General features: G+C 62.8%; 10 protein-coding genes. 2 read left to right on the top strand and 8 right to left on the bottom strand.

From position 1 onward, the window contains the following. Window positions 1-23 precede the first annotated feature (23 nt). The 6 genes from J8G26_RS09495 to mfd form a co-directional block, all read right to left on the bottom strand. Window positions 24-2996, bottom strand: a complete 2973-nt coding sequence (locus J8G26_RS09495) for a DEAD/DEAH box helicase family protein (protein ID WP_210568755.1) — start codon at window positions 2994-2996, stop codon at window positions 24-26. Between the two features lie 5 nt (window positions 2997-3001). Beyond that, a complete protein-coding gene (locus J8G26_RS09500; protein ID WP_210568756.1) occupies window positions 3002-4906 on the bottom strand; it encodes a site-specific DNA-methyltransferase in 1905 nt (634 codons plus the stop codon). Between the two features lie 149 nt (window positions 4907-5055). After that, window positions 5056-5469, bottom strand: coding sequence for a type II toxin-antitoxin system VapC family toxin (locus tag J8G26_RS09505; RefSeq protein WP_210568757.1), 414 nt, complete (start codon window positions 5467-5469; stop codon window positions 5056-5058). 8 nt (window positions 5470-5477) lie between these two features. Next, window positions 5478-5732 carry a hypothetical protein gene (locus J8G26_RS09510; protein WP_210568758.1) on the bottom strand — a complete coding sequence of 85 codons (255 nt, stop codon included), beginning with the start codon at window positions 5730-5732 and terminating at the stop codon, window positions 5478-5480. 188 nt (window positions 5733-5920) lie between these two features. Continuing rightward, the gene (locus tag J8G26_RS09515; protein ID WP_210568759.1) at window positions 5921-6577 is read right to left on the bottom strand and encodes a hypothetical protein; all 657 of its coding nucleotides are present in this window, start codon (window positions 6575-6577) and stop codon (window positions 5921-5923) included. A gap of 80 nt (window positions 6578-6657) precedes the next feature. Beyond that, window positions 6658-10122, bottom strand: coding sequence for a transcription-repair coupling factor (mfd, locus tag J8G26_RS09520; protein WP_210568760.1), 3465 nt, complete (start codon window positions 10120-10122; stop codon window positions 6658-6660). 96 nt (window positions 10123-10218) lie between these two features. Between mfd and J8G26_RS09525 the strand changes: the two genes are divergently transcribed. Together J8G26_RS09525 and ispF are read left to right on the top strand one after the other, a co-directional pair. Beyond that, window positions 10219-11064, top strand: coding sequence for a 2-C-methyl-D-erythritol 4-phosphate cytidylyltransferase (locus J8G26_RS09525; RefSeq protein WP_087746419.1), 846 nt, complete (start codon window positions 10219-10221; stop codon window positions 11062-11064). A 38-nt stretch (window positions 11065-11102) separates the two neighbouring features. Next, complete coding sequence (gene ispF, locus J8G26_RS09530) at window positions 11103-11582, top strand: 2-C-methyl-D-erythritol 2,4-cyclodiphosphate synthase (RefSeq protein ID WP_087746414.1); 480 nt, start codon at window positions 11103-11105, stop codon at window positions 11580-11582. Window positions 11583-11640: 58 nt separating this feature from the next. Here ispF and J8G26_RS09535 read toward each other — a convergent pair whose 3' ends face one another. Together J8G26_RS09535 and ompR are read right to left on the bottom strand one after the other, a co-directional pair. Then, window positions 11641-13170 carry an ATP-binding protein gene (locus J8G26_RS09535; protein WP_210568761.1) on the bottom strand — a complete coding sequence of 510 codons (1530 nt, stop codon included), beginning with the start codon at window positions 13168-13170 and terminating at the stop codon, window positions 11641-11643. Window positions 13171-13177: 7 nt separating this feature from the next. Next, complete coding sequence (ompR, locus tag J8G26_RS09540; protein ID WP_087746405.1) at window positions 13178-13909, bottom strand: two-component system response regulator OmpR; 732 nt, start codon at window positions 13907-13909, stop codon at window positions 13178-13180. Window positions 13910-13931 lie beyond the last annotated feature (22 nt).

The raw sequence follows: 13931 nt of genomic DNA on the forward strand, positions 1-13931 counted from the left end.
ATTAAAGAGCAATGGCTACAGACTTATTTGATACTTGAAATCAGCTGAGCCAGCGATTCGCCATTGATCTTGGTCTGGTAATGGATTTGCACGCCTTTTTCCTTCAGCACGGGCAAATCCTGCAGCGCCTTGAAGAACTGTTTGGCGCTGTCAATCTTCCACTTTTCCTTCGTTGGAATATCGCTGCGGTTGTCGTAACCCTTGGTCTCCACCACCAGGTACAGCGCTTGTGCGCTGCCATCTTGTGTGATGGCATAGCCAAAGTCGGGGTTGTAATTGCCCGCCGGAGTGGGGATGTTGATTTTGGGCAGCTTGGCAAACACCGTGATCCGCGCCTGGTTGGACTCGTCCACGGTGTCGCGTTCAATTTTGCTGTCCACCGGCATGGCAGCATCCGCATACAGCGAGCGGGCCTGAATCTCTGAATTGTGAATGGCGTGCGTTTCCACCCCGCACAGCGAGACCGCAATCGTGCCGTACAGGTTGCCCTCTTTGTCGGTCAAGGACGTTTTCGCCCGAATTTCGCGCAACCCGTAAGTCACCTTGTTGACCAGCAATTCGTAAATGCAACCCAGCACCAGGTCGCGCAGCGCGGTCAGTGCGCGGTTTTCGTTGTGCCGAATTTGCGCAAACTTGTCAGCCGGCATGCGGCTCAAAATATTGCCCACCGTGTGGTAACTGAGCTTGGTCAGGTTGGCCAGTTCGCGCACAAACTCAGACAGTGTGTAAACCGACTGTGGCAGAACGTCGTAGCTGCTTTGCGCGCTTTTGGCCTGGTGCAGGCTTTCCACACCTTCCGTGCGTGTCACGCTGATCGTCAGCGGCCGCACCTGAAAATCAGAGGCAATGCTTGCCAATATCTTCTCGGTCAATGTGTCCGCATCCAGCTCGTAGTGCAGCACTGCATCGCGGTTCAGGTTTTCCCAGAGTTCCCTGAACTTCTGGTAGTTGCCAGGGTTGATGCGAATCGTCGGTCTGACTTTGTCTTCCTTGCGCTTTACTTGCCCATAGCCTTCGTAATAGGCATCCAGGTACGCCTGCATGGCGACCGCGTTGGTGTCTTCAATGCCATGGATGGCTTTGAGCTTTGCCAAAATTTCATCGCGCCGCGCCAGGTAGGCCGTGCGCTCCAGCAGCAAAGTGGCCTGGCCAGACAGATCGTCCAGCGCAATCACGCCCAGTGCCGCCAGCGCGTCTAGCACCCGGTTGGCCACGCGGGTGCTGGGCGCCACGCCAAATTCGGCCAGCACCGCATCGTCAAACACCCTGGATACGCGCTGCACGCTGTGCGCGGAAATCTCGCTTTGAATCGCCTCGACAAAATTGCCCTCGCTGGCGGGCACCACCACCACCAGTTCATTCACCTCGTCAAACGCCGGGTCGTCTGATTGCACCCGCTCCAGCTGCTGGTTTACCGCCAGGCGCAGGCCGCGTCCAATTTGCTGCAGCTTGGTGATTTTGGAGTTGCTGGGCGCCAGCTTGCACAGGGTGAAGATGTTGGGGTTGTCCCAGCCTTCCTGCAGCGCCCACATCGAGAAGATAAAACGCAAATCCGTGCCAAACGACAGCAGCTTTTCCTTTTCCTGCAAGATCAGCTGGATCGCCTCTTCCTCGCCTTTTTCGCTGTGCGAGCGGGCAAAGTAACCTTTGTGCACCCGGCCAATGTCCGCCGCGCTGCGTTCCAGATAGGCGCGGTAGCCAGGGTCCAGGTCGGGCTTTTCCAGCATTTGCGCCAGTTGGGCGCGGTAATGGCGCTCAAAGGCCACGCGGATTACCGCTGGCTTGCTGCCTTCGGGCAGGTACTTGGCCACCGAGTCAATGAAGAACAGGCTCAGCGCCTTGATGCCGCGTTTGAACAGCGCTTCCTCGCGCTCAAAGTGGTTGGCAATGCTGCGCTCAATGATCAGCGCCTGCATTTGCTCGGCCAGCATGCCGTAAGACGCGGGCTCGCCCAGCGACAGCGAAAAGTCGTTGGTAAACCGAACCTCTTTGGCGGTCACGCTTTCAATCACATGCCCGTCTAAAAAGCCAATGCCCGTTTTTTCGCCCAAACTGTCCTTGGCCTGCAGCGCAACCGTGGCGGTCTTGCCGGCCATCGTCTGGTAGCTCACATGCGCGCATCGCTCCTTGGCCGTGCCGCTGACGGCGTTGAAGCACAGCACCTGCGTCATGTCGGCCCCCGCGCCCACCGTGTCCACGGTAATGCCCTTGACCAGGCGCTGGCGAAACGCTTCCAGGCTGTCCAGCGTGTAGATCAGGTTTTTGTATTCGTCCTTTTTGAACGTTGCGCCAAAGCGGATGGTCAGCAACGGGTTGAACTTGGCCAAATACTCCTGCGTCTGCTTGCCCTCAAACCGGTGCGGCTCGTCAATGATGAGCACCGGGCGAATCACCGCCAGCGCTTCCATGAAGCTCTTGGCATGGCCAAACAGGTTCGCCTCCACGCCGCGTTTGTTGATGACCTTGCTGTCGCCCGCAAACGACTGGTAGGTGGCCACCAGCACCGAAATGCCGGCATTGGCCGCGTGAATAAACCCCTGCACGGTTTTGGCCGAATAGTTATAGACGCTGATTTTTTGGTCGTACTGCTTGCCAAAGTGCGTGGCAGTGGACTGCAGGCTTTTCAGCGTGCCCTGGCGAATCGCGTTGCTTGGCACCAGCACGATGAACTTGGAGAGTTTTTTGTCCTTGTGCAGCCGGTGAATGGTTTCGATGAAGGTAAAGGTCTTGCCCGTGCCGGTTTCCATCAGCACGTCCAGCGCCAGCGCTGGCGTGGTGGTCACGGGCACCTGCACCTCGCCCGCATGCACCAGGTTGCGCGCCCGGATGGCGGTGATGTTGCTGCGCAGCGTGGCCGCCGCCTCGCCCGGCACCATGGTCGGGTTGGCATGCACGTTGCCGGGCGCCACAAAGCGCACATCGGAAAACACCTCGGCGATGGATTGAACCGCCTGCGTCTGGTGCGCCAGCGTGGTGTATTGAAACTGAGCGTTCATCGCGTTCAGCCCCGCAGCCGCAGCTTGTCTTCGGAATAGCCCAGCGTCTCGGCCACCGTCTTGATGCCCAGCATGAAGTTGTCGTCGGCAATCCAGGGCGCATACACCGTCAGGTACACCGCTGGCGTGCCCTCGGCCTGCAGGGCGCGCAGGGAGTCGGTCAGCGTGTCGAGCGCCAGCGCCTGCACCACAAAAGCCACATCGGCAGCCAGGTACAGGTGCTGGTCGATCACCGTGCGCAGCGGCGTGGTCAAAGGCAAACCCTCGGCCAGCAGCAGGTTGTACAAAACACGCGGCAGCTGGCTGGGCTGGGGCGTGGCAATGCTGGCCTGCAGGGCCAGCACATCGGCCTGCGTGGCTTGTTGCAAGGGTTTTTGCAGGATGAGCGCGTCGGGGTCGTCCACCAGGTCGAAGACGCGAAAACCGGTGTCCACCGCAGCCGTTCGGGCTGAGCCCGTCGAAGCCTCTGGCGCAAAACCTTCAAGCTGGGCGGGCTGCACGGCGACGGCTTGCGCTTTGGCGGCCAGTTCGGCCTCAATCCTGGCCCCGGCGCGGCGCAGGCGCTCGGCGGTGATTTCGAAAATCGTCGCTTCGGGCTTGCCCAGGGTTTCTTTCACAAAGGCATAGGGCTCTTTTTGCTTTTTGGGATCGATGGGTTGCGGGATTTGTACCAGGATGAATTGGCGGTTGCCTCCGTCTTCGGCGTTCAGGCGCATCACGGCTTCTCCGGTGGTGCCGCTGCCAGCGAAAAAATCTAAAGTGATATCGTTTTTGTCGGTTGCAATTTGAAGAATTCTTTTGATCAAATGAGTGGGCTTTGGTGTGTCAAATACGGCGCCTTCCGGAAAGAGATCGTTAACCTCCTTCTTCGCGTCTTGACTATGTCCTACTTCCGCATGCTTCCAAATCGTTTGGCAAGCAGTTCCTTGCTTAACTTCCGTTAGAAAGCGCTTTACGGCAGGGACATTGTTGCCATCTGCGCCAAACCAAATCCGGTTGTCATCAATCATTGTTTTCAGTACTGGCTCGGTATACAACCAGCAGCGGCCGTTCGGCAATTTGTGCCGTTTGCCGTTGGGGGCAATAAGCTCATAGAACTGACTTTTTGTTCCGTGACCGCCTTGTGCGGTTGAATCTACTGGTTTCCACACCCCGCGCGGATCGTTATCAGGGTTCTTGTAGCGATCATTCATTTCGTTTGATCGCTTTAACAGGTTTGGAGTCCAATTTGATTTGTTCTTTGCAATTGCCAATAAAAAATCATGTGATTCTGAAAACCATTTCACTGCATTTTGTGGGCTATAACGCTTTTCCCAGACTATGGTGTTAACAAAATTCTCCTGCCCAAACACCTCATCACAAAGCAATTTAAGCTGCGCCTGCTCGTTGTCATCAATCGAAATAAAAATCACGCCATCGTCGCGCAGCAAATCCCTGGCCAGCAACAGGCGCGGGTACATAAAACTCAGCCACCCGCTGTGCGTGCGCGCCCCGTAAATGTTCTTGATGTAGTCGATGTTCTCTGCCGCATAACCCAGTTGCGCCAGCACTTCGCTTTGCTTGGCTGAAAAGTCGTCGCGGTAAACAAAGGCGTCGCTTTGGGTGTTGTAGGGCGGGTCGATATAAATGAGCTTGACCTTGCCAAAGTAGCTGTGGCGCAGCAGGCGCAGGGCGTCGAGGTTGTCGCCCTTGATCAGCAGGTTGCCGGTGCTGTCCCAGTTTTTGCTGTCATCAGGCAGCGGGGCAATGATTTTTTGCACCGGCACAAAAGCACTGTGATAAGCCTCGCGCTTGCCCACCCAGCGCAGCTCGTAGCCGTCTTCTTCGACCTGCAGTCCGGCCGGGTTGCTGGGGTCAATGGCCAGTTGCAGTGCGGCGGCGTTGATGCGGATGTGGCCTTGCGCGTCCACCTCCACCGCTTGCGGAAAGTGCTGGCGCAGCAGGTCGAGCTTGTGCTGGTCGGGGGTGGGGGCGTCAAGGATGGGGTGGGGCATGGCGAATGGGGGACTTATATTTTGATAGCGGCTTGCGCTTGTGTGGCAAGGGCTGGAGGCGATTCTTATGCTTGTTTGTCGCTGGCGTCGTACCAGTTTTGCACGGGTAGGCCGGGAATGCGTTCGAATTCACGGGTGTTGCGGGTCACCAGCGTCAGGCCATGGGCGTGGGCGACGCCGGCAATGAGCAAGTCATAGTGCCCAATGGGCGTTCCGGCGGTGCTGAGCTGGTGCTTGATCTGCGCGGCGGACTGGGCGCAGGCCAGGTCAAAGGGCAGCGTTCGGTAGGTTTGCGCCACCATGTTCATGCTCTGCCTTTGGGGCACAGGCCGGCTGGAGCGCAGCACGCCGTATTCCAGCTCGAACCAGACCACCGCAGGAATCTGGATGAGATGCGCCGCCACGCTTTGCATGCGCTGGGCGACATGCCCTTCGTTTTTGAACAAATAAATCAGCGTGTTGGTGTCGAGCAAGTACATCGGTGGTGTCACCAGGTTTCGCGGGGCAGGTCGGGCACCTCGTGGGCGCGCAGTTCTTCGGACAGCGGAAAGTCGTGCCACAGCGGGGCGTTTTCAGCAATGGATGCAAAAAACCCCAGGGGGTAGCCGTTGGCATCGGTGGGCGCGGCTTGTTCTTTGACCAGCTTGGTGATCCAGGCGCTCAGTGACAAGCGCGCCGCCGCCGCTGCCGCCTTGGCCCGCGCCATGGCGTCGTCGTCCATGTAAATCGTGACTTGGGACATGGTGAAACTCCATATAACTACAGTGAAAATTATATAAGTGCATCTCAATTATGGGCGATGTCTTCGCCGCGTTGCTGTAGATGCCTTGGGAATAATCAACTGTGTATTGGATAGCTATTGGCGCTTTATGAATAAGCGCTAACAGGTCGATTGGACTAAAAAAATACGCTGGGTGCGGCGCCAGGCATTCAGGGCGGTTTATGCAGGTACAACTTGTCCGACCAGGTGGCCAGCCATTCGGGTTGGAAGGCCACGAACACGGCGCACAGCATGCCGGTGACGATGCCGTCGCCCCAGGCCATGAGCCAGCGCGCCACCAGTGACAGCTCTGTGCCCACACCGGGCAGCGGCTGGCTGGACCACTGTGCCAGCACGCCCGCAGCAAACACGCAGACGGCGGTACCGATGAAGGCGCGCCCGAGGACGTAGATGAACAGGTGCTCGCCCGTCAGGCGCCGTACAAGCGCTCCCAGCAGCAGCGCCAGCGTGCCGGGCACCACGCCCTGCCACACGACGGTAGCCAGGGCCTGCTCCCAGCCCATGGGCGAGATCAGCCAGGCGACGCCACCCACCAGCACCAGCACCGGCATGGCCAGCGGCCAGCCCAGCATCAGCACCACCAGGCAGGCGCCCGACCACTGCAGCTGCAGCGGCATGGCATGCAGCGTGGGCAGGGCCCACAGCCAGGGCAGGAACAGCAGGGTGGCGAGCAGGGGCGTCCACAGTGCGGACGGCGCGCCATGCGTCTCGTGCGCGAGTGGCTTGCCGTTTGCCAGCATGCGCCAAGGCTGCGCTGCCATGGCCGCAACCAGCGCGATGAGGACCAGAGCGGTTTCCAGCCACATGGTTCTGCTTACTATTCTATTGATAGCTGCTGGTGCTTGATAGATAAGCGCTAGAGCCCAATTTCATTCAAAAAATTCCATCATGCAGCCACCAGCGGCTGCCCCAGGCTGCGCAAAATGTCGCGCACCATCTGCGCCCGGTCTTTCGGGTCTTTCAGCTCGCGCTCGATGCGCAGCTTCTCGTTGCCCGCCAGTTTGATGTGTTTGTTCTTCTGGATCAGCTCGATGATGCGCATCGGGTCAATCGGCGGCTGGGGCTTGAAGGTGATGGTGATGACGCCCGGCGCCGCATCCACCTTCACCACGCCGTAGGGCTGGCTCAGCACGCGCAGGCGGTGCACGTCGATGAGGGTCTGGGCCTGCGGCGGCAGCTTGCCAAAGCGGTCCACGATCTCTTCGAGCAGGCCGTCGATCTGGTCGGGCGTCTTGGCCGTGGCCAGCTTCTTGTAGAACGACAGGCGCAGGTGCACGTCGCCGCAGTAGTCGTCGGGCAGCAGGGCGGGGGCGTGCAGGTTGATGTCGGTGGTGACCGACAGGGGCGAGAGCAGGTCGGGTTCTTTGCCTGCCTTGAGCGCCTTGACGGCTTCATTGAGCATCTCGTTGTACAGCTGAAAGCCCACCTCCAGCATGTTGCCGCTCTGGTTCTCGCCCAGCACCTCGCCCGCGCCGCGGATCTCCAGGTCGTGCATGGCCAGGTAAAAGCCGCTGCCAAGTTCCTCCATGGCCTGGATCGCATCGAGCCGCTGCTGTGCCTGCTTGGTCAGGCCCTCGGTGTCGGGCACCATCAGGTACGCATACGCCTGGTGGTGGCTGCGGCCCACGCGCCCGCGCAGCTGGTGCAGCTGCGCCAGGCCGAACTTGTCGGCGCGGCTCATGATGATGGTGTTGGCCGTGGGCACGTCGATGCCGGTCTCGATGATGGTCGAGCACAGCAGGATGTTGTAGCGCTGGGCCACAAAGTCGCGCATCACGCGCTCCAGATCGCGCTCGGGCATCTGGCCGTGGGCCACGGCGATGCGGGCCTCGGGCAAGATTTCTTCGAGCTTCTGGCGGCGGTTCTCGATGGTCTCCACCTCGTTGTGCAAAAAGTAGCACTGCCCGCCGCGCTTGAGTTCGCGTAGCACCGCTTCGCGGATCACGCCCGTGCCCTCGTTGCGCACAAAGGTCTTGATCGCCAGGCGCCGCTGCGGCGCGGTGGCGATGACCGACAGGTCGCGCAGGCCTTCCAGCGCCATGCCCAGCGTGCGGGGGATGGGCGTGGCCGTCAGCGTCAGCACATCCACCTCGGCGCGCAGGGCCTTCATCTGCTCCTTGTGGCGCACGCCAAAGCGGTGCTCCTCGTCAATGATCAAGAGGCCCAGGTTGTGGAATTTGGTGGACTCAGACAGCAGCTTGTGCGTGCCCACCACGATGTCCACCGTGCCATCGCCAATGCCCTTGATGGCGGCGGTGATCTCCTTGCCTGAACGGAAGCGCGACACCTCCGCCACCTTCACCGGCCACTTGGAAAAACGGTCCACCAGCGTTTGGTAATGCTGCTCGGCCAGCAGCGTGGTGGGCGCAAGAAACGCCACCTGCTTGCCGCCGGTGACGGCCACGAAGGCCGCACGCAGCGCCACCTCGGTCTTGCCAAAGCCAACATCGCCGCAGACCAGGCGGTCCATGGGGCGGGGCGAAATCATGTCCTGGATGACCGCGTGGATGGCGGCGTTCTGGTCGGCCGTTTCTTCAAAGCCGAAGTCGTTGGCAAAGGTTTCGTAATCTTGCGGCGAGTAGCGGAAGGCATGGCCTTCGCGCGCGGCGCGGCGGGCGTAGATGTTGAGCAGCTCGGCCGCGCTGTCGCGCACCTGCTCGGCGGCCTTGCGCTTGGCCTTTTCCCACTGGCCGCTGCCCAGCTTGTGCAGCGGCGCCTCGTCGGCGCTCACGCCGGTGTAGCGGCTGATGAGCTGCAGCTGGCTCACGGGCACATACAGCACGGCCTTGTCGGCGTATTCGAGGTGCAAGAACTCCTGCATGGCGGGCGTGCCGTCGGGGTTTTTGTTGCCCACGTCCATGTTGACCAGGCCCCGGTAGCGGCCGATGCCATGCTGGCTGTGCACCACGGGGTCGCCCACGTTCAGCTCTGACAGGTCCTTGATCAGCGCCTCGACATCGCTCACCTGCTCTTGCTTCTTGCGCCGGCGCGTGGTGGGGCCGGCGGCAAAGAGCTCGGTCTCGGTGACGAAGTCGATGCCGTCCGCTATCCAGCTGAAGCCCACGGTGAGGCCGGCCTTGGCGATGCCGATCTTTTCGGCGCTGTCGGCCTGGAACGCGGCCAGCGAATCAAACGCGGGCGGGTTCACGCTGCTGGCGCGGAAGAAGTCGAGCAGGCTCTCGCGTCGGCCGTCGCTCTCGGCCAGCAGCAGCACGCGGTGCTGGGTGTTGCGCAGGTGCGCGTGCAGGCGGGCCAGCGGGTCGTCGGCGCCACGCACCACCGACAAATCGCCCAGCTTCTGGAAATGCGGGTTGTCGGCAACGTCCTCCAGCGCAGGGCGGATGGACAGCTGCGCATGCAGGTTGGCGCGCGTGTAGAACTGGTCGATGGACAGGAACAGCGACTCGGGCGGCAGCGCCGGCCGCTCCGGGTCGCCCTGGATCAGGCGAAAGCGGTCTTTGGTGTCTTGCCAGAAGCGCTGGAAGGCCGGCTCCAGGTCGCCGTGCAGCACCACCGTGGCCTCGCCACCCAGGTAGTCGAACACGGTGGCGGTGTCGTCGAAGAACAGCGGCAGGTAGTACTCGATGCCCGCCGTGGCCACGCCCGCGCCCATGTCCTTGTAGATGCGGCTCTTGGTCGGGTCGCCCTCCAGCATCTCGCGCCAGCGGCTGCGGAATTTGGCGCGCGCCTCGTCGTCCATCGGGAACTCGCGGCCGGGCAGCAGGCGCACCTCGGGCACGGGGTACAGGCTGCGCTGGCTGTCGGGGTCGAAGGTGCGAATGGAGTCGATCTCGTTGTCGAACAGGTCCACGCGGTAAGGCACCAGCGAGCCCATGGGGAACAGGTCGATCAGCCCGCCGCGCACCGCGTATTCGCCGGGGCTCACCACCTGCGAGACATGGCTGTAACCCGCCAGCGTGAGCTGGGCCTTGAACTTGGCCTCGTCGAGCTTTTGCTTGACCTGGAAGTGGAAGGTGTAGCCCGCCAGGAACGACGGCGGTGCCAGCCGGTACAACGCGGTGGTGGCGGGCACCAGCACTACATCGGCCTCACCTTGCGAGATGCGCCACAGCGTGGCCAGCCGCTCGCTGATCAAATCCTGGTGCGGCGAGAAGGTGTCATAGGGCAGCGTCTCCCAGTCGGGGAACAGCGCGCAGCGCAGGCCGGGCGCGAAGAACGCCATTTCTTCGATGAGGCGTTGCGCGTCGGTGGCGTCGGCCGTGACGATGGCTGTGGTGCGGCCTGCGGCCTTGTCGCGCTCGGCCAGGCGGGCCAGCAGCAGGGCATCGGCGCTGCCCACGGGGCGGGGCAGGGTGAAACGTTTTCCGGGGGAGAGTTTGGGCAGTTCCATGCGGACGGTATCGTCTGGGCCCGCCGCATCCCCTGGGGCGCGAAACGCGCGCGGGCTGGATGGGTGGGCAACAGGAGATTTTAGAATGCGCGACACATGACTGCTCCGCTCCCACACCCACCGCTCGCCCCCTTGTCCGCCCACGGGCGCTTTTGGGCGCTGGTGCCTTGTGCGGGCATGGGCCTGCGGGCCGTGCCACCTGCCGCCACGCCCGGCGCGGCATTGGTTGCCCCGGCCTTGCCCAAGCAATACCACCTGGTGGCAGGGCACCCCATGGTCATGCACACCCTGGCGGCTTTTGCGGGGGTGAACCGCTTGCTGGGCACGCTGGTGGCGGTGGCGCCGGGGGACCATTTTCTGGATGCCTACGCCCACCCCGCGTTCTTCACCGTGGAATGCGGCGGGCCCACGCGTGCGGATACCGTGCTGGGCGGCTTGCGGGCCCTGGCGGAGCGTGGTGCACAGCCCGACGACTGGGTGCTGGTGCATGACGCGGCACGCTGCCTGGTGACATCCCAGCAGATCGACACTCTGATCGACACCTGCCAGCACGACGGCGTGGGTGGTTTGCTGGCGCACAAGCTGGCCGACACGCTCAAGACATCGATTGACGGACCCGGCGGCGTGCGCGTGGCCTCCACCGTGGACCGCAGCGACAAGTGGCTGGCGCAGACGCCGCAGATGTTCCGCATGGGAGCGCTCCAGGCGGCCATCGAACATGTGGGCTCGGGCGCCACCGACGAAGCCAGCGCCATGGAGGCGATGGGCCTGCACCCGCGGCTGGTGCCAGGGGGGGCGCAGAATTTCAAGGTGACTTATCCGGACGACTTTGCCCTGGCGGCCGCCGTGCTGGCACAGCGGGCGCACGGCGCCACATTGGATCGTTTTGGTGGCGCGCGCGGGCAGGCGGCTGCGCCCTTTGACAAGAAGAACATGTTTTGAGGCCCTTTTAACGACCCTTCACGGGCGAAAGTGATTCGATGAATTTCAGGATTGGTGAAGGCTGGGATGTGCATGCGCTGGTGCCCGGGCGCCGGCTGGTGATTGGCGGGGTGGAGATCGCCCACAGCATGGGCCTGCTGGGCCATTCGGATGCCGATGTGCTGCTGCATGCCATCACCGATGCCCTGCTGGGGGCGGCGGCCCTGGGTGATATCGGCAGCCATTTTCCGGACACCGACGCGGCATTTCGCGGCGCGGACTCGGGCGTGCTGCTGGCAGAGGTGGCGCGCCGGGTGCGGGCCGCGGGCTACGACATCGGCAACATCGACAGCACGGTGGTGGCGCAGTCGCCGCGCCTGGCCGCGCATATTCCCGCCATGCGCCGGTGCATCGCGGCCGCAGTGGGGGTGGATGAAGCGCAGGTCAACGTCAAGGCCAAGACCGCCGAACGCCTGGGCCCGGTGGGCCAGGGGCTGGCCATGGAGGCACGGGCGGTGGCGTTGCTGGTCAGGGCCTGACCGGGCACCGGCGTGTTTTGGCGTGCAAAGCGGGCATGGATGAAAGACTCTCAGCCTCTCAGTCCATGTGGTCCTCGGCCCGGCGGCGGGGAAGCTGCCGCTTGACGGAGGGGCGCTGCAGGCGTTGCTTGGGGTCTTCGCCTTCGGGCATGTTGATGGCCCGCTGCAACTGGATATGGGCCACCAGACCACCGGTGCTGGAGTTGGCCAGCGCAAAGATGCCGCCCATGCGTTGCACCGTCTTGTCCACGATCGACAGGCCAAGCCCGGCACCCGCGGCGGCAGTGCGCGCCGAATCACCGCGAAAGAACGGCTTGGTCAGATTGGACAGCTGCTCGGGTGGCACGCCAGGGCCGTGGTCGCGCACCTTGATCAGCACCCAGTTTTCGCGGCCCTTGGCGGCAATGTCCACATGGGTGACGGTCGTGTCCACCGTCTTGCCGTAACGGCGCGCGTTCTCCAGCAGGTTGGAGATCACGCGCGCCAGCTCCACTTCGTCGGCCAGCACGTTCAGGTCTTCGGGGACGTCCATCGTGATCTGCAGCTCGCGATGGTCCTGCACCGCATAGACGCAGGACGACACCACGCCGTGCAGGTTGACGGGGGTGAGCGTGACGTGGTCGGGGCGGGCGTAGTCCAGAAACTTGTCGATGGTGGCATCGAGCTGCACGATGTCGGCCACCATGTGTTCGCGCGCTATTTCGTCCACCACGCTCATTTCGGTTTCGAGCCGCAGCCGCGCCAGGGGTGTGCGCAGATCATGCGAAATGCCGGCCAGCATGACGGCGCGGTCCTGCTCCAGCTTGGCAAGCTTTTGTGCCATGCGGTTGAAGCCGATGTTCACCTCTCGGATTTCGCTGGTCACCGCTTCTTCGTCCAGGCGGCTGGCGGCAAAGTCGCCATCGCGCACGCGGTTGGCGGCATAGGAAAGCTGCTTGAGCGGCTGGTTGATCAGCCGCGCAATGGCGGCAGCGCCGGCCAGGGACAGGGCGCCTGCCGTGATCAGCCAGATCAGCCAGGTGCGGCCACCGGCAGGGCTGAAGCGTGAGCGGTCCATCAGCAGCCAGTTGGGGTCGCCGTTGATGTTGAAGCCGACCCACAGGCCGTTTTCGCCGTTGACGTTCTGGGCCACGACGGTGTCCGGGCCCAGGCGCTGGGTCAGTTCGTCGGTGAGGCGGTTGCCCAGCGCGGTGCTGTCGAGCAGCGTGAATTTGTCGCCCGGCTCGCGCGGCAGGATGCGCACCCCCTCCTGGTCGGCCATGGTCTTGATGAGCGACACGCGTGCGATGGCGTCGGCGTGCACCAGGGCCGCGCGGCTGAGGTTGACCAGCGAGGCAATCTGCTGCGCCGTGTGCAGCGTGCGCGGCTCGAATTCCAGCGCCCGTAGCGTTTGCAGCCAGGCCAGAATGCTGCCCACCAGCAGCAGCGCCAGCAGAAAGAAGGTGCGCCAGAAAAGGTTCAGCCCCACACGCGCGCGTTGCTCGCGCGCACGGCGCAAGGATTCCAGCGGCGCGGGGCTGGTGGCGTCGGAGGGAACGGTCACCGGCTCCTGGAGCGCTGCCACCGACGGGCCTTCGGGTTTGCGCATGGACAGATCAGTTCGTTCCGTCCGGTACGAAAACATAGCCCACGCCCCACACCGTCTGGATGTAGCGCGGCGCTGCGGCGTCCACCTCCACCAGCTTGCGCAGGCGCGAAACCTGCACGTCCAGGCTGCGGTCGAAGGGCTCGAACTCGCGGCCGCGTGCCAGCAGCGCCAGTTTTTCGCGCGACAGGGGCTGGCGCGGGTGGCGCACCAGGGCCTTGAGCATGGCGAATTCGCCGGTGGTCAGCGGCAGCTCTTCGCCATTGCGCTGCAGTGCGCGGGTGCCCAGGTCGAAGGTGAAGGGGCCGAAGGTGACCACTTCGTTGTCGCCCGAGGGTGCGCCGGGCGCCTCTTGCGCGGGGCGGCGGCGCAGCACGGCATGCACACGCGCCAGCAACTCGCGGGGGTTGAAGGGCTTGCCCAGATAGTCGTCGGCGCCCACTTCCAGGCCCACGATGCGGTCCACGTCCTCGCCCTTGGCGGTGAGCATGATGATGGGCGTGCGGTCATTGGCGGCACGCAGGCGCCGGCAAATGGACAGGCCGTCTTCGCCGGGCATCATCAGGTCGAGCACGATGAGGTCGACCGTCTCGCGCAGCAGCAGGCGGTTCAGGGCCTTGCCGTCTTCGGCGACCATGACTTCAAAGCCTTCTTGGGTCAGGTAGCGGCGCAGCAGATCGCGGATGCGTGCATCGTCGTCCACCACCAGAATCTTGTCGGTACGGTTGGTTGATGTAGCCATGGTGAGTGCGGGTCCAATTTGT

The sequence above is a fragment of the Acidovorax sp. JG5 genome, assembly GCF_017939685.1.
Classification (GTDB): domain Bacteria; phylum Pseudomonadota; class Gammaproteobacteria; order Burkholderiales; family Burkholderiaceae_C; genus Acidovorax.

Excerpts from the sequence above, each read along its gene's own strand:
- J8G26_RS09495 (WP_210568755.1), bottom strand. The coding sequence starts at position 2,996 with ATGAACGCTCAGTTTCAATACACCACGCTGGCGCACCAGACGCAGGCG.
- J8G26_RS09505 (WP_210568757.1), bottom strand. The coding sequence starts at position 5,469 with ATGTACTTGCTCGACACCAACACGCTGATTTATTTGTTCAAAAACGAA.
- J8G26_RS09510 (WP_210568758.1), bottom strand. The coding sequence starts at position 5,732 with ATGTCCCAAGTCACGATTTACATGGACGACGACGCCATGGCGCGGGCC.
- J8G26_RS09515 (WP_210568759.1), bottom strand. The coding sequence starts at position 6,577 with ATGTGGCTGGAAACCGCTCTGGTCCTCATCGCGCTGGTTGCGGCCATG.
- mfd (WP_210568760.1), bottom strand. The coding sequence starts at position 10,122 with ATGGAACTGCCCAAACTCTCCCCCGGAAAACGTTTCACCCTGCCCCGC.
- J8G26_RS09525 (WP_087746419.1), top strand. The coding sequence starts at position 10,219 with ATGACTGCTCCGCTCCCACACCCACCGCTCGCCCCCTTGTCCGCCCAC.
- ispF (WP_087746414.1), top strand. The coding sequence starts at position 11,103 with ATGAATTTCAGGATTGGTGAAGGCTGGGATGTGCATGCGCTGGTGCCC.
- J8G26_RS09535 (WP_210568761.1), bottom strand. The coding sequence starts at position 13,170 with ATGCGCAAACCCGAAGGCCCGTCGGTGGCAGCGCTCCAGGAGCCGGTG.
- ompR (WP_087746405.1), bottom strand. The coding sequence starts at position 13,909 with ATGGCTACATCAACCAACCGTACCGACAAGATTCTGGTGGTGGACGAC.